Origin of the sequence: Mesorhizobium sp. M0904 (assembly GCF_040319475.1) — a bacterium.
Lineage (GTDB): Bacteria > Pseudomonadota > Alphaproteobacteria > Rhizobiales > Rhizobiaceae > Mesorhizobium.
On record NZ_JAMYOC010000002.1, the window covers coordinates 171,481 to 191,336 of the forward strand.

Consider the following 19,856-nt stretch of genomic DNA (forward strand, 5'->3'; position numbering starts at 1 on the left):
GAACACCGGATTGAGCTGTTCGATAAACGTTTCCGAAAACTGATTTCTTCCCGAAGGTTCAGCACGTGCTGTTGGCAGGCAAACGGTTGGAGCCGGTGGGCGGTTGCGTCGGGCATCCAAAATCGCCACATCATGTTGACCTTCCATCTACTGGAAGGTCTATTTCCTCTGACAAAGGAGATTTCCGCCATGAACATCGGTATCGCATCCGAAAAATCCGGCCTGCCGTCCAAGACGATCCGTTATTACGAGGACATCGGGCTCTTGCATCCGGCCCGGACAGACAATGGCTATCGCGATTACTCGACGGCCGATATTCACCGGCTGCGCTTCCTGCAGCGCTCGCGAAGCCTGGGGTTTTCGGTCGACGAATGCCGCCAGTTGCTCTCGCTGTACCAGGACAGGGAACGTGACAGCGCCGACGTGAAGGCGATCGCGAAAGCCAAGCTGGTGGAGATCGACAGGAAGATCGCCGAACTGGTCGGATTGCGCGGCTTGCTCCACCATCTGGTCAGTCACTGCCACGGCGACGAGCGGCCGGATTGCCCGATCATCGACGAGCTGGCAGGACAAGGCGTCGCCCAGTGAGGTGGATTGAAAATCGGAGCGGCTGACGTGCGAACTTCGCTGTCATGCCGGCTTGTGCTGCCGCACGACCTTCCATTCATGCCAGATCAGCACCATGACGACAGCATCGAATACGGTCAGGACAAGCAGGCCGAACGAATGGGTGTAGGAGTAGCGGTAGACTTGATAGAACATAAATGCGCCCAGCGCCGCAAGCGATGCCGGATACGACCACAGCTTGCCTCTCAAAAGCCCGACAACGAGCAGCAGTTTTATCAGGCCGTGGCTAAGCAGGTAGAAGGCATAAAACTCCTTGCTGGCGACGGAAAAGTGGCTTGCCATCTGCGACAGATAGCCAGCTATGAAATCGTTCGGATCTTCGATCAATTCCTCTTGGGTGAATGTATTGACCCAGGAGGCAATGGCGTCGGTGGTGACGACATAAAGCAGGATCCCGCCCACGCATTCGATCAGGGCATGCGCCCCTTTAAGCCAGATGCTGAGCTCGAAAATCTGATGGATGCGGCGTTCGTCTACTGCTTTCACAAAATTCACCTTGCGATCGACAACAGCGGAAACGAGAAACGATGGATGCAGCCCTAACCCACTGGATCAACGCGGCAGCCGGGATCAGCCCTTTTCTTGATAAGGCAATGATCGCCGTCTCACAAATCGGCGTTCCGCTGATGGTGCTGGCTGTTGCCCTGCAATGGTGGGCAAAGGCCGACCGCTACCATGTGCGCCATGCTGCCTTGTCCGCCGGCTTGGCGTTCCTGCTCGGTCTGGCGATCAATCAGTTCATTTTGCTATTCGTCCACCGGCTGCGGCCCTACGATGCCGGCGTGACGCATCTGCTGATTGCGCCCAGCGCCGACTGGTCGTTTCCCTCCGACCACGCGACAGCCAGCTTTGCGGTTGTTGCGGCTCTTGCAATGCAAGGTCTGCCGCGCCGGACGCTGGCCCTCTCCATCATGGCATTGCTGATCTGCTGGTCGAGAATTTATATCGGCACCCACTATCTCACCGACGTGATAGGCGGTGCCATCACTGGCGTCTTAGGTGCCGTTGTGGTCCGATTGGCCTATCGCGAGAACTCCCGACTGGACAGTCTGGTCACAAGAATTCTCTAGCTCCTTATGTGCCAACGATGAGACGAGCAGCTATCATAGCGGTCCTGTCGCTTGCCTGCGTCTCTGTCGTGCTCGCCGCCGCCCATTCGGGTCGTGATGCGGTCATCGAGGCTCGCCAGGCCTCGATGAAGGAAATGGCCGCGGCGGCAAAGGCGATCGCTGGGATGTTCGACGGCAAGCAGGCGTACGACGCCGCAGCCTTCAAGGCGGCGGCCGAGACCATCCGCGCCCGCACCGGCCGTGCCCTGATTGCCGAATTCCCCAGCGCGACATTGGGCGCGCCTTCAGGCGCCAAGCCGGATATCGACCCCGCCCGCGCGGAGTTCGAAGAGCTGGCTCGCCACATCGGGACGCTGGCCAGCGCCTTGGCCTCCGACGCCGAGCGGGCGCCGCCGCGCATCACCGACGACATGAGAATGGGTTCCGGCCTGGCGATGGGCGGTGGCAGCCTGCTTGGCAAGCGACCATCACTCGCGGAAGCCGATCCCACTAAATTGCCGGCGGAGCACCTCCTGCATCTCATCTTGCAGGATTGCTCGAGCTGCCATTCGAAATTCCGGCAAAAGGTCGAGTGATAGCGTCAGCTCCGCTGCAGCTGACCCGCCATGAAATTGCGCCAGCCGCCGAAATGCGAAATCTCCTTTGCATCGGTGAGGCCGGCACTTTCGACGAGGAAGCCTTTCGGCGAAGTTCCGTCATCAAGCAGAAGCGTCCCGATGCCGAGCGGCGGCGGGATCGCGGCGACGAAGCGCCCGAACGCTTGTGGCGAGAGCCGCCAGACTTCGACCTCGATCGCTGCCCCCTTGCCATTGCAGATCCGTTCGAGCCCCGGTCGCGGCACCGACTGGCCGGCAAGCGCGTAAAGCCGGTAGAGCGGCGCCGTTCTTGCCCCCCGGGCGAAAATCGCGCCGAGCTGCTGCAACTGGCCGTTCAGCGCCATCCCCGATAGATGCGCGCCGACCACGGCCAGCTCGATCGTGCCCTCGTCCACGTCGACGCGAACATCGCCACGCGGCGGCAGCGGCCAGCCTGTAGCGCCCAGCGCAAGGCCGCTTGCCGCATGGACATCCTGCGCAAGCGACGCCGTCAGATGGTCCTTGCCCGCCGCGGCAAGCAAGGTGACGCTCATCGGCAAACCGTCGCTGCGTGTTCCGGTCGGCACGGCGATGCCGCACATGTCGAGCAGATTGACGAAGTTGGTGTAGGTGCCGAGCCGGCTGTTGGTGACGATCGGATCGGCGAGAACCGCCTCGACTGTGTAGTGGGTCGGCGCGGTCGGCACACAGAATAGGTCGACCGAGGCGATGACCGGCGCAAGCCTGGCCTTGTAGCCTTGCAAGGCATAGAGCCCGTTGAAGGCGTCCGCGGCGGAAAGTTTTCGCGCACCGCCGATGATCTGCCGCGTCACCGGATGCATGGCCGCCTCGTTGGCTTCCATGAAGTCCTTGATCGCGGCGTAACGCTCCGCCACCCAGGCGCCCTCGTAAAGCAGATTGGCGGTGGCGTAGAAATCGCCGAACGGGATTTCGACCAGCCTGCAGCCCAGCTCTTCCAGCGCGGCAAGAGCGGCCTCGAAGCCCGCCTGCATCGCCTGGTCGCCGAAGAACGTCCAGTCGGCCCCGGCCGGCACGCCGACCGTCAGCACCGGCGGGCGCGCGGCAAGGGCCTGAATGGCGAAGTCGCGCGAATAGGGATCGGCGTTGTCCTTTGCCGCCGCGATCTCGAACACCCTGTAGGCGTCGTCGACGGTGAGCGCGAACACCGAGACGCAGTCTAGTGTCCGGCAGGCCGGCACGACGCCGGCGGCCGACAGCGCGCCGACGCTCGGCTTCAGCCCGATAATGTTGTTGAGGCCGGCGGGTATGCGCCCCGAGCCGGCGGTGTCGGTGCCGAGCGCGAATGAGACGATGCCGCGTGCCGTCGCCACGGCCGAGCCGCAAGACGAGCCGCCTGGCACCAGTTTTGGATCAATCGCGTTCCTCGGGATCGGATAGGGCGTGCGCACGCCGACGAGGCCGGTGGCGAACTGGTCGAGATTGCTCTTGCCGACGACCAGCGCGCCGGCGGCCTTGAGGCGTGCGACGACGTTGGCGTCTCTTACCGGCAAGTAGGCATATTCCGCACATGCTGCCGTCGTCGGCATGCCGGCGACATCGATGTTGTCCTTGACCGCGAATGGTACGCCCCACAGCGGCTTTGACACGGGGTCGAACGGGCCGAGCTTTTCTGCTTCGGCAAGCATCTCCGCCCTGCTCGCCAGATGAATGAAGATGCCCGGATCGTCGGCTGTCGCGAGCCGCGCATGGATCGTATCGATCACCTCGCCGACGGCGGCGCCGGCCTGATAGGCGGCGTGCAAGCTCGCTATATCGAAGCGGATGTCGCTCATTTGGCCTCGTCCAGAATGACTACCGGCAGGTTCCACTGGATGAGTACGACGCAGCCGTCTTTTGTCCACACCGAATGCTCGGTTCCGACCGGGTTCAGGATCACGCTGCCCGCGGCATAATCGCCGTTCTCGTCGCTCTGTGTGCCTTCCAGCACGATGATCGTTTCCAGCCCGGCATGGCGATGGCGCGGCACGCCGGCGCCCGGCCGGTAGTTAAGGATCGCCACCGACGGTTCCGTCGGTCCGCCCTTGAGCAGCCAATGCACCGTAATGCCATCGCGGAAATGCTCGAACGGCAGGTCGCGCCAGCCCCCTTGAATGAGAGCCCGGTATGCAATGTTAGGCATTGGAAATTCCCTCGAGCACCTGATCGGTCGTTGCGGTCCAGCCGACGATGGCGCCCTGCGCCCTGATCATGGCCAGCGCTGCCGCCTTGAACTCCGGAAAATAGCTCTCCGTCGCATCCTCGGCGAGCAGGCATTCATAGCCGCGGTCGTTGGCCTCGCGCATCGTCGTCTGCACGCAGACCTCCGTCGTCACTCCGGCAAAGACCAATTGCTGTGCGCCGAGCCGCTTTAGGTCGTCGCCGAAGCTGGTGGCATAGAATGCGCCCTTGCCGGGTTTTTCGATGACGATCTCGCCAGGCAGTGGCGCAAGTTCATCGAGGATCGCCGTTCCCGGCTCGCCGACGATCAGCACGCGACCCATTGGACCGACGTCGCCGATCCGCATCGATGGGTTGCCGCGGTTGCGCTTGGCCGGCGGCAGATCCGAAAGGTCTGCCTTGTGGCACTCCATCGTGTGGATCACCGGCAGGCCGGCGGTGCGGAACCCCTCGATCAGCCTCTTCACCGTCGGCACAATCGCCGTGACCCGGCTGACGTCGTTGCCGAGGCTGGCGCCGAAGCCGCCCGGCTCGGCGAAATCGCGCTGCATGTCGATGACGACCAGCGCCATCGTCTCAGGCTTGAAGGCAAACGGAAACGGCAGCGCCTCGATCTCCGCCATCAATGATGTCCCGCCATGTGCTCGCCGATCGTCTGCACGCTCGCCTGCGCGATCGGCGTCTCGTAGACCAGCGCACCGTCGGACATGACGAAGATGCGGTCTGAAAGTTCAAGCAGCTCGTCGAGATCTTCCGACATCAAGAGCACCGCGGCGCCGGCATTGCGCGCCTTCATGATACGGGCGCGGATTTCGGCCACGGCGGAGAAGTCGAGGCCGAAGCACGGGTTCGAGACGATCAGAAGATCGACTTCGCCGGTCAGTTCCCGCGCCAGCACCGCGCGCTGCACATTGCCGCCCGAGAGCGACGAAATCGGCGAAGCTAGGGATGCCGTCTTGACCTTGAACTGTTCGACCAGACGGGCCGCGTAGTCCCTGATCGCGCCCATCCTGATCCAACTGACCGGCTTGCCGGCCTCATCGAGGTCGAAGGTCCGGAAGGCCATGTTTTCCGCGACCGTCATCTTCGGTGCGCAGGCATTGCGCAACGGTTCCTCCGGAATGAAGCGGACATTGAGCGTGCGCGCCTCGCTGCGGCTGGCGCCATAGGGCGAGCCCTTCACCAGAATGTCGCCGGCATTGCGCGCCCGCTGTCCGGCAAGAACTTCAAGAAACTCCTTCTGGCCGTTGCCGGAGATGCCGGCAATGCCGACGATCTCGCCGGACTTCACATCGAGCTCGCCGATGTCGATGGTTTTCAAGCCGGTGCGGTCGGGCGCCTTCAGCGACTTCACCATCAGCGCCTGCCGGGCTCCGGCCGGCACCGGAGCACGACTGTCGAGCGCTGAAATCGGCTGGTCGCCGATCATCATCGCCGCCATCTGCTTGTGGGAGAGTTCGGAGACCTTCCCGGTTCCGGTCAGCCTGCCCTTGCGCAGCACCGTGATGTCGTCGGCAAACGCCGTCACCTCGCGGAATTTATGCGAGATCATCAGCACCGTAAGGTCGCCGCTCCTTGTCATGTCGCGCACCAGCCCAAGCACCTCCTGCGCTTCGCCGGGAGTGAGCACCGAGGTCGGCTCGTCGAGCACCAGGAAACTGCGGCCGAGATAGAGCTGCTTGATGATTTCGAGCTTCTGCTTCTCGCCGGCCGCAAGTTCCGCCACCTTGACGTCGAGCGGCAGCTTGAACGGCATACGCTGCATGAATTGCGCAAGTGCGGCGCGCTCCTTGCGCCAGTCGATGACCCCGGGCACCTTCTCGCGCGAAATAACCAGATTCTCCGCGCCGGTCAGCGACGGGACGAGCGTGAAATGCTGATAGACCATGCCGAGCCCTAGCGCCGAGGCGTCCTTGGGACTGGCGATCGCGACCTCGCGGCCTTCGACCAGCATGTCGCCGGCGGTCGGGTGATAAAAACCCATCATGCATTTGACCAGCGTCGACTTGCCGGCGCCATTTTCGCCGAGCAGCGCATGGAACGATCCCGCCGACACCTTTATCGAGACGTCGTCCAGCGCGGTGAAGGCGCCGAAGCGCATGGTCAAGCCGATGGTCTCGACGCCGACGGCTTTCTTGGCTCCGCTCAAGATCTTGTCCTCACGGCAGCTGCGCGACGAAGGATGCCGAGTTCGACACCGCGCCGAACACGCCGCCCTGCATCTTGATCATCTTGATCGCGGCAAGATGGTTGCCGTAATCGGTCGCGCCGCAGCAATCCTCCAGCATCACGCATTCGAAGCCGCGATCGTTGGCCTCGCGCATCGTCGTGTGGACGCAGACATCGGTGGTGATGCCGGTCAGCACGATGTTTTCGATGCCGCGCTGGTGCAGGATCAGTTCGAGGTCGGTGGCGCAGAACGAGCCCTTGCCCGGCTTGTCGATAATCGGTTCGCCCGCCGCCGGATAGAGGTCGGGGATGATGTCCCAGCCGGGTTCGCCGCGCACCAGGATGCGCCCGCATGGTCCGGGGTCGCCGATGCCGGCATTGATGCGGCGCGAGCGCCAGCGCTTGTTGGCCGGCAGGTCGGCGAGATCGGGCCGGTGGCCCTCGCGCGTGTGGATGATGGTGTAGCCCTTGGCCCGCATGGCTGCGAGCACCGACTTGATCGGCTCGATCGGCGCCCGCACCAGCGAAAGATCGTAGCCCATATGATCGACATAGCCGCCCGGCCCGCAGAAATCGGTCTGCATATCGATGATGATCAGCGCCGTATTGTCTCGCCGCAGCTCGCCATTATAGGGCCATGGATAGGGATCGGCATCGATGTAGCGCTGGGTGATCTCGGCTCTGGCGTTCATCGGAAAAACTCCAGTCATTTGGTGATCGACAATTCGCCCGGCGCGCCGGCAAGCGAGCGGCTCGGCGACGAGGTGGCGATCATGATGATGAGCGTGAGGATGTAAGGCGCGGCGTAGAAGAGATAGTAGCCCTGCGTCACCCCGACCGATTGCAGTGCCGGGCCCAGCGCGCCGGCACCGCCGAACAAAAGTGCCGCGGCAAAGCAGCCAAGCGGATTCCAGCGCGCGAAGATGACCAGCGCCACCGCCATCAGCCCCTGCCCCGACGAGATGCGTTCGGTCCAGCTGCCGGGATAATAGAGTGACAGATAGGCGCCGCCGATGCCGGCGAGCGCACCGCCGGCACCTGTCGCAAGCAGGCGCACGGTGTTGGGATTGAGGCCCATGGCGCGCGCCGCATCGGAGCTGTCGCCGACGACGCGCACGATCAGGCCGGCGCGCGTGTTGCGGAAGGCCCACCATAGGGACACGGCAAGTGCCGCACCGATCAGGAACAGGATGTTGACGTTGAGCGCCGCCTGCACCTGCGGGATATTCGACCAGCCACCGAAGGCGATGGCCGGCAGGTCTGGTGCCGAGGGCTGGATGAACGGCTTGCCGAAGAAGAAGGCGAGACCGGAGCCGAACAGCATCAGCGCGATGCCGATGGCGATGTCGTTCACCCCGCGGAATTTGCAGATCCAGCCGTGGAACAGCCCGAAGCAAAGACCGGCACCTGCGGCAGCCAGCAGGCCGAGCCATGGCGAGCCGGTCATCACCGCGACGGCATAGGCGGTCATGGCACCGAAGACCAGCGTGCCTTCGAGGCCGAGATTGATGCGGCCGGAGCGCTCGGTGATGGCTTCGCCAAGCGAGACGAAGATGAAGGGCGTCGAAACGCGGATGGCGCCGCCGAGAATGGCGAGCGGCACGCCCCACAGGCCGATCTCGGTCGCGTCCATCAGGAGCCCCTCTTCCACAGATCGGGATTGAAGACCTTGAAGCGGCCGTAAAAGGTTTCGCTAAACAGGATGACGACGAAGAGCATGCCCTGCAGCACCAGCACGGTGGCGTCGGGCAGGTCCATGCGGCGCTGGATCAGCCCGCCGGAAGCGCCGATGCCGCCGAGCAGGAAAGCGACCGGGATGATGGCGAGCGGATTGTGGCGGGCGAGGAAGGCGACGAGGATGCCCGTATAGCCGTAGCCGGCGGCGAGCGAGGCGTTGGCGCTGCCTTGCACCGCGCCGACCTCCAGCATGCCGGCTAGCCCGGCAAAGCCGCCGGCGAGCCCGGTGAAGCCGACGATCAGCGGCCCGACGGCAAGCCCCTGCACCTGGGCCGCCCTGACATTGCCGCCGGCAATGCGGGCGGCAAACCCCCAGCGCGTCTTTTCGATCAGCAGCCAGGACAGGACGCAGGCGACGATACCGAGGACAAGGCCCCAGTGCACGTCCATGCCTGGAATGTTGCCGATGCGGTAGGCATCCGCCAGCGGCTCGGTCGAGGGTTTGTTGAGCGAGGCCGGATCGCGCAGCGGCCCTTCGACCAGATGGTTCATCACCGCGATGGCGATATAGGCCATCAGCAGGCTGGAGATGGTTTCGTTGACGGCGCGGTAGTGGCGGAGTGCGCCGACGGCACCGACCCAGATGCCGCCGGCGACCACGCCCGCCACGCCCATCAGCAGGATGACCAGAAAAGCCGGCGCGCCATTCACTGCCACGCCGATGGCGGCGGCGGCAACGCCGCCCAGCACGATCGCGCCTTCGCCGCCGATGACGACAAGGCCAAGTCGTGCCGGCAGCGCCACGCAGAGCGCTGCCAATAAAAGCGGTGCTGCCCGCGACAGCGAGTTCTGGATCGAGAACCACGAGCCGAAGCCGCCACGCCACATCGTCTCGTAGAGTTGCACCGGCGATTTGCCGACCAGCGCGATAAATACGCTGAACAGCGCCATGCCGACGATCAGCGCCGCGAGCGGTATGACGAAGGCTTCCGCCCGCCGCGCCGCCCATTCGAGCGCCGCCGGATAATTCCTGGCGCCAAACAGCGCCGGTGCGCCCGCAGTGCCGACCGTGTCTGCCATGGCCCCGTCTCCGATCCGGTTCAGGCGGTCGAACCGACGACGCCCTCGACCAGGTAGTCCATGCTTTCGAGTTCGAGCGCGGTCTCGACGAAGGCTTGGCCCTCGGTCGCGACGACGACGCCCTTGTTGCTCTTCAGCGGACCCTTGATGACGGAAAATCCGCCTTTCATCATTTCGGCCAGCGTGCCGTCGAACTGCTTGCGGGCGGCGTCACCGACGGCGGGGCCGAGCGGGCTCATCTTGACGAAGCCGTCGGCCAGGCCGCCGCGCGTGAAATTGGGCAGCGGCGTGCCGGCCACCAGATCGTCGACGAACATCTTGTAGACCTTGGCCCAGTTCCATTCCGCGCCGGTCAGGTATTTTTCCGGCGCCAGCGGGCTCTGGTTGGCATGATAGCCGCAGACGAAGGCGCCACGCCCGGCCGCCGTCTCGACCACCACCTTGGGGCTGTCGACATGACAGGTGATGACGTCGGCACCCTGGTCGACCAGCGCATTGGCGGCCTCCGCCTCCTTGACCGCCAGCGACCACTCGCCGGTGAAGATCACCTGGCAGGTGATGGTCGGGTCGACCGAGCGCGCGCCGAGCAGGAAGGAATTGATGTTGAGCAGCACCTGCGGGATCGGCTTTGCCGCGACGAAGCCGAGCTTCTTGGACTTGCTGGTGTGGCCGGCGACGACGCCGTTAAGATACTGGCCCATGCCGATATAGCCGAAATAGGAACCGGCATTCATCGGATGCTTGTCCTTGTTCCACATGCCGCCGCAATGGCGGAACTGCACGTCGGGAAATTTCGCGCACATGGCGAGCATGTGCGGATCGAAATAGCCGAACGAGGTCGGGAAGATCAGCGACGCACCGTCGAGATTGATCATCGATTCCATCGTCTTCTGGACGTCGACGGTCTCAGGCACGTTCTCCTCTTCGACCACGGAAATGCCTTCAATCCCCTTCAGCGTGGCAGCGCCTTCGGCATGCGCCTGGTTGTAGCCGTAATCGTCCTTTGGCCCGACATAGATGAAGCCGACGGTGGCCGTCGCCGCGAAGGCCCTGCTGATCGGAAACGATGCGGACGCAAGGCCGAGCGCCGCTCCGGCGGCGGAGGTCTTGAGCAGGTCGCGGCGGCTAAGCATGAATTTCTCGGACATTGAATGCTCCCTCTATGGGGCCTTTGGGGCCGGTTAACACCTCAATGAAAGAAGTGTATGCAATCAGCATGCCAGTTTCAGAAATTGGATTTATTCAGCAATATCAATGAGCGTGCCGATGTGGACTGCACAAAGCCGGAGCAATTGCATACACTTTTTGCCTCCAAAGTCGTCAATTTGACATGAAGGCTAAAACATAGGCATACAGAGCTGCGGAGGAATCGAAGCCGGTGAGTGGCTTGCGGCTCTGGCGAAAAGACTGGACGGAGGAGACGTGTCGGGAAAGCGCAATTTGATCAGGTCGGGCACGACCGTCGATCAGATGGTGAGGGCGATCAGCGACCGGATCGTCACCGGTTTCCTGCGTCCCGGCGAAAAACTCGACGAAGCCTCGCTCGCCGCCCGCTTCGACGTCTCACGCACGCCGATCAGGGAAGCGCTAAGCCGGCTCAGTGCCATGGGACTGGTCGAAAGGCGGCCGAACCGCGGCGCCACGGTCGCCGTGGTGACGCAGGAGCACCTCGCCTCGATGTTCGAGAGCATGGCCGAGCTTGAAGCGATCTGCGCGCGCTTCTCGGCCGAGCGCATGACGGCCGGCGAGCGCCGCACGCTGGAGGCCGAACACCAGGCCTCGGCGCGCTTGGTGCAGCTCGGTGCCGAAGAAGAGTATGAGCTTTTCAACACCGAATTCCACACCCGGCTCTATCGCGGCGCCCACAGCAAGCACATTTATGAACTGACCGTCATGACCCGCGGCCGCCTGGCGCCGTTCCGGCGCGCGCAGTTCATGCTGCCCGGCCGGCTGGCCCAGTCATGGCAGGAGCATGACGCCATCGTCACCGCAATCATGCGCGGCGACAGTACGGCCGCCGGAATAGCCGCCAAGGATCATGTCTCGATCGTCAGCGAGGCGAGCGCCGTCTTTGCCCTCGGCGATCGCCCCAAAGGCAAGGCCGAGCCGGTCCCGACATCGGCTTCCTAGAGCATTTTACAGCCAAGGGAATCACTTGGCGTCGCAGAAAATGCGGCTAAACAAACAGATAGAGCGGGATGGCCGTTGAACGCATCCCGCTCTAGCCCTCAATCGACCAGCACGGCGACCACGGCAGCGCAGTCGCCGGCCTTGACCAGCCCCGGAAAATGCCGCGCCGCCAACAGACCGGACATTTTGGCCCGGATCTCCTGCGGAGCGCCGCCGGTGCGGCCTATGGAATGGATACGTGCCAGCACCTGGTTCTCTGCCACTGGCTCGCCGAGATCGATCATCGTTTCGATCATCCCGTCGTCCTCGGCGAACGAGAAGCAATCGCCCGACGGCATGTCGAGCCAGCGGGTTGGCTGCATCTCGACCGCGCCGGCGACGATGCTGGCATGGCGCAAGATGTTGAGCACGCCGCGCCGCGCGATCCGCACCGTTTCGGCGCGCGAAGTCCCACCGCCGCCGAGCTCTGTTGTGATGAACAGCTTGCCCATCTCCTCGGCGGCAGTGTCGAACATGCCGACCGCATCGATCTCCAGCATCTTCATCGACCAGGGTGCGGAGAACGCTGCCACGGCAGCGAACCCCTTCGCTTCCAGCACCTTGTCAGGCCGGATGTGGGCGGCGCAGAACGGCACGAAGTCGAGCGTCTTGCCGCCGGAGTGGAAATCGAGCGCGATGTCCGTACGGGGCAGAAGCTCGCGCTGGAAATAATCGGCGATCTTCTCGGTCACGGTGCCGTCGGGCCGGCCGGGAAAGCTGCGGTTGAGATTGCCCTTGTCGATCGGCGAGGTGCGGGTGCCGGCGCGGAACGCCGGATAATTCATCGCCGGCACGATGATGATCGTGCCGCTGACTTGCTTCGGGTCGAGCGTTCGGGCGAGATCGTAAAGCGCCAGCGGCCCCTCATACTCGTCGCCATGATTGCCGCCGGTGAGCAGTGCGCTCGGCCCCTTGCCGTTGCGGATGACGCAGATCGGGATCATCACCGATCCCCAGGCGGAATCGTCGCGGCTGTAAGGCAGGCGCAGGAAACCGTGCTGAACCCCGTCGCGCTCGAAATTGACGGTCGGCGTGATCGGCGACGGGCGAAGGCTTGACATCGGGCTCAACTCTTCACCACCAGCTTGCGCGGCACATTCGCCAGGCACTCGACGCCTGTCTCGGTGATCAGGATGGATTCGGTGATTTCCAAGCCCATCGTTTCAAGCCACAGGCCGGTCATGAAATGGAAGGTCATGCCGGGCTTCAACTCGGTGCGGTCGCCTGGGCGCAGGCTCATCGTGCGTTCGCCCCAGTCCGGCGGATAGCTAAGCCCGATCGGGTAGCCGGTGCGGTTGTCCTTGACGATGCCGTATCTCTTCAGCACCGCGAAGAAGGCGTTGGCGATGTCCTCGCATGTGTTGCCGGGCTTTGCGGCGGCAAGTCCCGCCTCCATGCCTTCCAGCGTCGCCTTTTCGGCGTCGAGGAACTCCTGCGTCGGCTTGCCGAGGAAAACGGTGCGCGACAGCGGGCAGTGATAGCGGTTGTAGCAGCCGGCGATCTCGAAGAAGGTACCCTCGCCCGATTTCATCGGCCGGTCGTCCCAGGTCAAATGCGGCGCCGACGCGTCGGCGCCCGACGGCAGCAGCGGCACGATCGCCGGATAGTCGCCGCCGACGCCGTCGACGCCGCGCGTGCCGGCATCGTAGATCTCGGCGACCAGGTCGCATTTGCGCATGCCGACTTCGATTTTGTCGACGATGCGCTGGTGCATCGCTTCGACGATGCGGGCGGCTTTGCGCATGTAGTCGATTTCGGTCGGGCTCTTCACCGCGCGCTGCCAGTTGACCAGCGCCGTGGCATCGACGAAGCGGGCATTGGGCAAGTGCTTCTGCAGCGATGCGAAGGCAGCGGCGGAGAACCAGTAATTATCCATCTCAACACCGATGCTGAGCTTCCCCCAGCCGCGATCGGAGAGCACGCCGGACAGAAAATCCATCGGATGGCGCTCGGTCGACTGCACGTAGTTGTCGGCATAGCCGACGATGTTGTCGTGCGCGAGATAGGCGGTGCGCTTGGCGCCGTTGGCGTCCTGGCCGCGCCCGTACCACACCGGCTCGCCCGACGGCGGCACGATGACGGCCTGGTGCACATAGAACGACCAGCCGTCATAGCCGGTCAGCCAGGCCATGTTGGACGGATCGCTGACAATCAGCAGATCGACGCCCTTGGCCTCCATCGCCTTCCGCGTCTTGGCGAGGCGCTCCGCATATTCGCCGCGCGAGAATTTCAAATTTGGCTGCATTGTTCTTGGTCCTCGTTTGTTGGGCCTTGCGGCCAGCATCAGCTTTCGAAAATCGTGCCGGTCTTGGCCGCACGCGCCCGGTCGCGGGCGAGCGTGGCGATTGCCGTGTCCTGCACGCCTGTGCCCGTCAGATCGGCAATGGTGATGTCGCTGCCCGAGCGCCGCCTATGCCTTTCGCCGGCGATGATGTGGCCAAGCTCGGTGATTTCGGCATCGGCCGCCATCACGCCCGCCGCGATAGCATGGTGCAGTTCGCCCAGGCGCCGCGTCTGCTTGGCGCTGTCAGCAACGTAGAGATCGGCCATGCGCAGGATCGCCGGCGCGATCTCGTTCTTGTGCTCGGCATCCGAGCCCATGGCAGTGATATGCTGGCCGGCGGAGACGAAGCCGGGCTTGATCAGCGGCTCGGTCGACGGCGTCGTGGTGACGATGACGTCGGCATCGGCCGCAGCCTTTGCCGCGTCCGGCTCGGCGTGAACGGCGATGCCCAGTCTTTCGGACAATGCGTCTGCCGCGGCTTCGGCCTTGGCGGCATCCCTTGCCCAGATGCGGGCTTCCGTGATTGGCCGTACCAGCATCAGCGCCTCGAGCTGCAGTCCGGCCTGAACACCGGCGCCGAAGATCGCGGCGACGGAGGAGTCCGCCCGCGACAGATGTTTGGCGGCGACCGCACCGGCGGCAGCGGTGCGGATGTCGGTGAGATAGCCATTGTCGAGCAGCAGCGCCTCGACCAATCCGGTTTTGGACGACAGCAGCACCATCATGCCGTTGACGCTGGGCAGGCCGAGCTTCGGATTGTCGAAGAAACCTGGGCTGATCTTGATCGCAAAACCGTCGATGCCCGGCACATAGGCGGTCTTGACGTCGACCTCGCCGCGATGCTCTGGAATGTCCAGCCGCAGGATCGGCGGCATCGCCACCGGCAAGGTAGCGAGCGCCCGGAACGCGTTCTCGACGCAGGCGACGGCATCAAGATCGAGCTTCACGATCTTGCGCAATTCAGCTTCGGTGAGGATCGTCATACGGCTCATGCGGCGCTCTCCGCAATTGCTTCGCCGCAGATGATCTTGCGGTGCAGTGCCATGTCGATGTTGCGGCCGGACAGAATGAGCACCGTCGGGCCGCTCGCCCTGACCTTGCCGGCAAGCACGGCTGCGATGCCGACCGCGCCGGCGCCTTCGACGATCTCGCGCTCCTGTTCATAAGCGTGACGAATGCCGGCGGCGATCTCGTCCTCGCTGAGCAGGATCACATCGTCGAGCAGGTCGCGGCACATGGAAAAGGTCAGCCGGTTGTCGAGGCCGATGCCGCCGCCGAGTGAATCCGCCAGCGTCGGCAGTTCCTCGACCAGCACCGGGTGCCCGGCGTCGAGGCTCGCTTTCATCGCCGCACCGCGCGCCATTGAAACGCCCATCACCTTCGTCGCCGGGCTGACGCCCTTGACGGCAGCGGCAACGCCAGCCGCCAGTCCACCGCCAGAAAGCGGCACCAGCACAAGGGCGGCATCAGGAACCTGTTCGATGATCTCCAGCCCGAGCGTGCCTTGCCCGGCGACAATGGCAGGATGGTCGAAGGGCGGCAGCATGATCAGCCCGTCTTCCGCGACCAGCCGTTCGACCTCCCGCTGCGCATCGTCCTGGCTGTTGCCGACGATGCGGATCTCGGCGCCGAGCCGGCGGATCTCGTCGAGCTTGTTCTGAGGCACCAGCCGCGACATGCAGATCGTCGCGTGGATGCCTTGCAGTTGTGCGGCATAGGCAAGCGCCCGGCCGTGGTTGCCGGTCGAGGCGGCGACGACGCCGCGCGCCCTCTCCTCGTCTTTCAGCGAAGCGATAGCGTTCGAGGCACCGCGCAGCTTGAAGGCGCCGGTGGTCTGCCGATGTTCGAGCTTGAGATAAACAGGAGCGTCCAAGTGCTGGGAAAGACTCCGGGAAGGAACGGCCGGCGTACGCTCGATCTTGTCTGCGATGCGCTCGCGCGCGGCGCGGATATCGGGAAGGCTTATCTGGGAAGCAGTCATGGCTCATCAATCAGTTCAGCGGCAGCGTCATCAGACAGCCGAATTCAGGGCGCGGCTCGTCGTCGTCGCAAAGCCGCAGGCAATTCCAGGCCGTCGCCTGGTTGCTGGTGACGACGGGGCGGCCGATAGCCTCTTCCATGCCGACAACTGCCGCCGCCGACCGCAGCGCCGTGCAGGACACGAACAGCGCGTCGGCCTGCGAGGCCATCGCATCACGGGCCAGATCGACCAAGGATTTCGGCACAATCCGCGCCATCTCGCGATCATCCTCGAAGCCGAGGCAAGTGAAGCTGGCGATTTCGAAACCATGCTCGGTGAAATAGGTCGCCATCGGCCGGCTGGTCTCGACCGTATAAGGGGTAAGGATGCTGATCGTCCTGGCGCCCAGCGCCTTCAGGCCGCGCATCCCGGCCATCGGCGGCGTGACCACCGGCGCGCCGGGCTTGGCGGCCTGCACCGCCGCCTCGATTTCGGCATCGCCGATCACGACGGAGGCCGAGGTGCAGGAATAGCAGATCGCGTCGAGCGGCTCGTCGGGCAGGATGAGGGCCGCGGCCGCCGTCAGTGACGGCTGCATCTTGCGCAAATTGTCCGGCGTCGTCGGGTTGGCATAGGGAATACGCGCGACATAGATGCCGATACGATCGCTTGCCACCATGCGGTGAAAATCCGGTTCGCTGGTATGGTCGGTGGCAAGGATGATCAGGCCGACCCGCTTTTCCAGCGGACGCGCATCGAGCGGCGGCCGGACCGAGCGCAGGCGGATATCGGGTGCAGCGCTCATCGTTCGATCCGCCCATAACGGTGTTCCAGCCAGCGCAGCAACACCACCGAGAACAGGCTGATGGCGAGGAAGAAAGCGCCGACCAAGGTGATCGGTTCGATATACCGATAATAGGTGTTGGCGACGCTCTTGGCCTGGTTCATCAGTTCCAGCACGGTGATCGCCGACAGCAGCGGCGTCTCTTTGAACATGGCGATGAAATAATTGGCAAGCGCCGGGATCATCGGCGGGATCGCCTGCGGAATGATGATGTGCGTCCAGGTCTGTGTGGCATTCAGATTGCAGGCCTTGGCCGCTTCCCATTGGCCGCGCGGCACATTGTCGATGCCGGCGCGGTAGACCTCGGCCGTGTAAGTGCCGTAATGCAGTCCGAGACCGATGACGCCCGCCACCAACGGCGGCAACAGGACGCCGAAATCCGGCAGCACGTAGAAGATGAAATAGAGCTGCACCAACAGCGGCGTGCCACGGATGAACTCGGCAACGAAACCGACGGTGCGCGACAGGGCCCGGTTCGGCGAACGGCGCGCCAACGCAATGCCCAGCCCGACGACGGCCGCCAGCACCGAGCCGAGCAGCGTCGCCAGGATGGTGATCTTCACCCCCTCGATCAGCGTCGGCAGGATCTGCCGGACAAAATCCCAATCCCATTCCATTAGCAGGCCCGCTCAATCATACGCGCACCCCGTCGAGGCCACGAGCCATGCGGCGTTCCAGCGACCGCACGCCCCAGGAGATGAGCAGCGCCAGGACGAAATAGATGACGAGGATGGTGCTGAACGGCACCAGTGTATTGCCGGTCTGCGAGCGGACCACCTGCGCCTGGAAGGTCAGGTCTGCAAGCGAGATCAGCGAAACGACGGCGGTGGCCTTGAGCAGCTCGATCGCGTTGTTGCCGAAGGTCGGCAGCATCACCAAAAGCGCTTGCGGCAGAATGATATGGCGCATGGCTTGCCAGCGGCCGAGATTGAGCGCGGTGCAGGCCTCATATTGTTCGCGGCCGATCGACTTGATGGCGCCGCGCACGACTTCCGCCGCATAAGCGCCGACATTGAGGCCCAGCGCCAGCACGCCGGCCTGCAGCGGCGTCAGCGAAATGCCGGCGAAAGGCAGCACGAAATAGGCCCAGAACAGCTGCACGAAGATCGAGGTGCCGCGGAAGAACTCGATATAGGCGGTGGCCAGCGCGCGCAGCACGAAAAACCGCGACAGCCGCCCCAGCCCGGCAAGAAAGGCCATGACCAAGGCCAGCACCGACCCCATCAGCGTCAACTCGATGGTGACGAGTGCTCCTTGCAATATCAGGCCGAAATAGCCGGACCATTGGGTCATTGGGTCGAGAGTTTCCGCGTTGAATGTCCAGCGAGACGTTGGCTTCAGCCTCCTTCTCCCCGTTCACGGGAAAAAAGATGCCGGGCGGCAGATGAGGGGCAGAGCCCGCTTGGCAGAACTTTGTGCTGCCCCTCATCCGGCCCTTCGGGCCTCCTTCTCTCCGTGAATGGGGAGAAGGAAGACCCGCCTACTTCGCCGAGCAGAGCTTGTCGCGGCTCGTCGACATTGCCGCCGCCGCCGAGAAGCCGTAAGGCTCGATGATCTTGGCGAACTCGCCGGACTTCTTCAGTTTCGCCAGCTCGACATCATAGGCGTCGCGCAGCGCTTCGTCGCCCTTCTTGAAGGCCGCGCCGTCGCAATAGACCGGCGCACCAACCACCGGCGCGATGACTTCGAGGTTCGGATCATTGGCTTTCTTGACTAGGTCGTTGATCGACAGCACGGGCAGTGAATAAGCATCGATACGGCCGTCCTGCAGCATCTTCAGGCCGCTCTGGCCGTCCGGCACGACGATGACGCGCTCGCGCGGCACACCTGCGGTGAGCGCCAGCTTTTCCTCGGTGCCGCCACCCGGTGCGCCGATCGTTGCGCTGGTGTCCTTGGCGACGTCCTCGTAGCTCTTGAAGCCCTTCGGGTTGCCCTTCTTCACCAGCATCGCCTCGGCGTCGCACAGCACCGGTTCCGAATAGGCAACCGCAGCACAACGTTCCGGCTTCATGAACAGGCCGGCGGTGACGACGTCGAAACGTCCGGCCTGCAAGCCCGGGATCATGGCGCCATACTCCGAGATCGAGGCGACGATATCGTTGACGCCAAGACGTTTGAAGATTTCACGGGCAACGTCAGGCGCCGCACCCGAAACCTTGCCGTCGGCAGCGACCGCCGTATAAGGCGGCTCGTTGGCGATGGCGACGCGGGCAAAGCCTTGCGCCTTGAGCTCTTCGAGCTTGCTGTCATCGGCCGAGCCGGCCGTCGAGGCGGCCAGCACCGCCGCCAGCGCAATACCGGCGACGCCGGCCAAAATGGCAAATTTCTTCATTGTTCCCAGCTCCTTGTTTGTCTGTCTTCTTGGCTTGCTTGAGGCGTCGCCGCCTCGCATGGCAGTCAGACCCGATGTCCGGCCGCAATGATCTTCTTCAGGAAACCTTGCGTACGCTCCTGTTTGGGATGGCGGAAAATCTCGTCGGGCTTGCCTTCCTCGACTATTCTGCCGCGATCGAAGAACAGCACCCGGTCGGCGAAGTCATGGGCGAAACCCATCTCGTGGGTGACCAGCAGCATGGTCATGTCGGTCTCGGCGGCGAGCTTGCGCATGACGTTGAGGACCTCGTCGACGAGCTCCGGGTCGAGCGCCGAGGTGACCTCGTCGAACAGCATGATCTTCGGCGACAGCGCCAACGCCCGGGCAATCGCGACGCGCTGCTTCTGTCCGCCGGAAAGCTGCGCCGGCATCGCTTTGGCCTTGTCGACCATGCCGACCATGTCGAGCAGTTCCATCGCCCGCTTTTCGGCGGCGGCCCGCGGCACGCCTTTGGTCAGCATCGGTGCCAGCGTCACATTGTCGATGACGCATTTGTGCGGAAACAGATTGAACAGTTGGAAGACCATGCCGATCTTCTGGCGCATCTTTGCCAAATGCCGTTCATCGGCCGTCAGCAGCCGGCCGTTACGCTCCATGTGGTACAGCTGTTCGCCATCGACCTGGATGTGGCCGCTGTCGATGCGCTCAAGCGTCATCAGGATACGCAGGATCGTCGTCTTGCCCGAACCCGATGGGCCGATCAGCGCCAGCTTCTCGCCGGGCATGACTTGCATTGAGAGGCCGTCCAGCACCTTGAAGGTGCCGAAGCTTTTCGAAATGCCGTCGATCTTGATGATGGGCGCCGACAATGAATTTCCCGTGCTGGAG

General features: G+C 63.6%; 22 protein-coding genes. 4 read left to right on the top strand and 18 right to left on the bottom strand.

Annotated elements, in window-relative coordinates:
- Window positions 1-189: 189 nt before the first annotated feature.
- A complete protein-coding gene (gene cueR / locus NKH80_RS03350) occupies window positions 190-588 on the top strand; it encodes a Cu(I)-responsive transcriptional regulator (RefSeq protein ID WP_352452335.1) in 399 nt (132 codons plus the stop codon).
- A gap of 42 nt (window positions 589-630) precedes the next feature.
- Here cueR and NKH80_RS03355 read toward each other — a convergent pair whose 3' ends face one another.
- Window positions 631-1,113 carry a DUF2127 domain-containing protein gene (locus tag NKH80_RS03355; RefSeq protein WP_352452336.1) on the bottom strand — a complete coding sequence of 161 codons (483 nt, stop codon included), beginning with the start codon at window positions 1,111-1,113 and terminating at the stop codon, window positions 631-633.
- Between the two features lie 41 nt (window positions 1,114-1,154).
- Here NKH80_RS03355 and NKH80_RS03360 point away from each other — a divergent pair, with 41 nt between their 5' ends.
- Window positions 1,155-1,697 (top strand): phosphatase PAP2 family protein, encoded by a 543-nt coding sequence (locus tag NKH80_RS03360; RefSeq protein ID WP_352507104.1) that lies wholly within the window; start codon window positions 1,155-1,157, stop codon window positions 1,695-1,697.
- Between the two features lie 17 nt (window positions 1,698-1,714).
- A complete protein-coding gene (locus tag NKH80_RS03365) occupies window positions 1,715-2,272 on the top strand; it encodes a cytochrome c (RefSeq protein WP_352507103.1) in 558 nt (185 codons plus the stop codon).
- A 5-nt stretch (window positions 2,273-2,277) separates the two neighbouring features.
- Here NKH80_RS03365 and atzF read toward each other — a convergent pair whose 3' ends face one another.
- The 8 genes from atzF to NKH80_RS03405 are packed head-to-tail and all read right to left on the bottom strand — an operon-like array spanning window position 2,278 to window position 10,545.
- Window positions 2,278-4,086 carry an allophanate hydrolase gene (atzF, locus tag NKH80_RS03370; RefSeq protein ID WP_352507102.1) on the bottom strand — a complete coding sequence of 603 codons (1,809 nt, stop codon included), beginning with the start codon at window positions 4,084-4,086 and terminating at the stop codon, window positions 2,278-2,280.
- Window positions 4,083-4,433 (bottom strand): cupin domain-containing protein, encoded by a 351-nt coding sequence (locus NKH80_RS03375; protein ID WP_352989632.1) that lies wholly within the window; start codon window positions 4,431-4,433, stop codon window positions 4,083-4,085. Before NKH80_RS03375 ends, atzF begins: the two co-directional genes overlap by 4 nt.
- The gene (locus tag NKH80_RS03380) at window positions 4,426-5,094 is read right to left on the bottom strand and encodes a cysteine hydrolase family protein (protein ID WP_352803558.1); all 669 of its coding nucleotides are present in this window, start codon (window positions 5,092-5,094) and stop codon (window positions 4,426-4,428) included. The genes NKH80_RS03375 and NKH80_RS03380 overlap by 8 nt, the downstream gene beginning before the upstream one ends.
- A complete protein-coding gene (locus NKH80_RS03385) occupies window positions 5,094-6,572 on the bottom strand; it encodes an ABC transporter ATP-binding protein (RefSeq protein ID WP_352989843.1) in 1,479 nt (492 codons plus the stop codon). Before NKH80_RS03385 ends, NKH80_RS03380 begins: the two co-directional genes overlap by 1 nt.
- 58 nt (window positions 6,573-6,630) lie before the next feature.
- Entirely contained in the window at window positions 6,631-7,332 is a 702-nt protein-coding gene (gene biuH / locus NKH80_RS03390) for a biuret amidohydrolase (protein WP_352989635.1), read from the bottom strand.
- A 14-nt stretch (window positions 7,333-7,346) separates the two neighbouring features.
- A complete protein-coding gene (locus tag NKH80_RS03395; protein ID WP_352989638.1) occupies window positions 7,347-8,273 on the bottom strand; it encodes an ABC transporter permease in 927 nt (308 codons plus the stop codon).
- Window positions 8,273-9,397 (bottom strand): ABC transporter permease, encoded by a 1,125-nt coding sequence (locus NKH80_RS03400; RefSeq protein ID WP_352704825.1) that lies wholly within the window; start codon window positions 9,395-9,397, stop codon window positions 8,273-8,275. Before NKH80_RS03400 ends, NKH80_RS03395 begins: the two co-directional genes overlap by 1 nt.
- A 20-nt stretch (window positions 9,398-9,417) precedes the next feature.
- Window positions 9,418-10,545, bottom strand: a complete 1,128-nt coding sequence (locus NKH80_RS03405) for a BMP family ABC transporter substrate-binding protein (RefSeq protein WP_352704823.1) — start codon at window positions 10,543-10,545, stop codon at window positions 9,418-9,420.
- A 322-nt stretch (window positions 10,546-10,867) separates the two neighbouring features.
- Here NKH80_RS03405 and NKH80_RS03410 point away from each other — a divergent pair, with 322 nt between their 5' ends.
- The gene (locus tag NKH80_RS03410; protein ID WP_352989846.1) at window positions 10,868-11,527 is read left to right on the top strand and encodes a GntR family transcriptional regulator; all 660 of its coding nucleotides are present in this window, start codon (window positions 10,868-10,870) and stop codon (window positions 11,525-11,527) included.
- 98 nt (window positions 11,528-11,625) lie between these two features.
- On the opposite strand, the gene doeB is transcribed toward NKH80_RS03410, so the two are convergent.
- The 9 genes from doeB to ehuA form a co-directional block, all read right to left on the bottom strand.
- Window positions 11,626-12,627, bottom strand: a complete 1,002-nt coding sequence (doeB, locus tag NKH80_RS03415) for a N(2)-acetyl-L-2,4-diaminobutanoate deacetylase DoeB (protein WP_352989642.1) — start codon at window positions 12,625-12,627, stop codon at window positions 11,626-11,628.
- Between the two features lie 5 nt (window positions 12,628-12,632).
- The gene (gene doeA, locus NKH80_RS03420; RefSeq protein ID WP_352989645.1) at window positions 12,633-13,811 is read right to left on the bottom strand and encodes an ectoine hydrolase DoeA; all 1,179 of its coding nucleotides are present in this window, start codon (window positions 13,809-13,811) and stop codon (window positions 12,633-12,635) included.
- Between the two features lie 38 nt (window positions 13,812-13,849).
- Window positions 13,850-14,842 carry a cyclodeaminase gene (locus NKH80_RS03425; protein WP_352989648.1) on the bottom strand — a complete coding sequence of 331 codons (993 nt, stop codon included), beginning with the start codon at window positions 14,840-14,842 and terminating at the stop codon, window positions 13,850-13,852.
- A complete protein-coding gene (gene eutB, locus NKH80_RS03430; protein ID WP_352989651.1) occupies window positions 14,839-15,831 on the bottom strand; it encodes a hydroxyectoine utilization dehydratase EutB in 993 nt (330 codons plus the stop codon). The genes NKH80_RS03425 and eutB overlap by 4 nt, the downstream gene beginning before the upstream one ends.
- 10 nt (window positions 15,832-15,841) lie before the next feature.
- Window positions 15,842-16,615, bottom strand: coding sequence for an ectoine utilization protein EutA (gene eutA, locus NKH80_RS03435; RefSeq protein WP_352989654.1), 774 nt, complete (start codon window positions 16,613-16,615; stop codon window positions 15,842-15,844).
- Entirely contained in the window at window positions 16,612-17,271 is a 660-nt protein-coding gene (gene ehuD, locus NKH80_RS03440; RefSeq protein WP_254819480.1) for an ectoine/hydroxyectoine ABC transporter permease subunit EhuD, read from the bottom strand. Before ehuD ends, eutA begins: the two co-directional genes overlap by 4 nt.
- A 16-nt stretch (window positions 17,272-17,287) precedes the next feature.
- On the bottom strand, window positions 17,288-17,947 hold the full coding sequence (gene ehuC / locus NKH80_RS03445) for an ectoine/hydroxyectoine ABC transporter permease subunit EhuC (RefSeq protein ID WP_254819481.1): 660 nt from the start codon (window positions 17,945-17,947) through the stop codon (window positions 17,288-17,290).
- Between the two features lie 187 nt (window positions 17,948-18,134).
- Window positions 18,135-18,986, bottom strand: coding sequence for an ectoine/hydroxyectoine ABC transporter substrate-binding protein EhuB (gene ehuB, locus NKH80_RS03450; RefSeq protein WP_254819482.1), 852 nt, complete (start codon window positions 18,984-18,986; stop codon window positions 18,135-18,137).
- A gap of 65 nt (window positions 18,987-19,051) precedes the next feature.
- A complete protein-coding gene (gene ehuA / locus NKH80_RS03455; protein WP_023677199.1) occupies window positions 19,052-19,837 on the bottom strand; it encodes an ectoine/hydroxyectoine ABC transporter ATP-binding protein EhuA in 786 nt (261 codons plus the stop codon).
- Window positions 19,838-19,856: the final 19 nt, after the last annotated feature.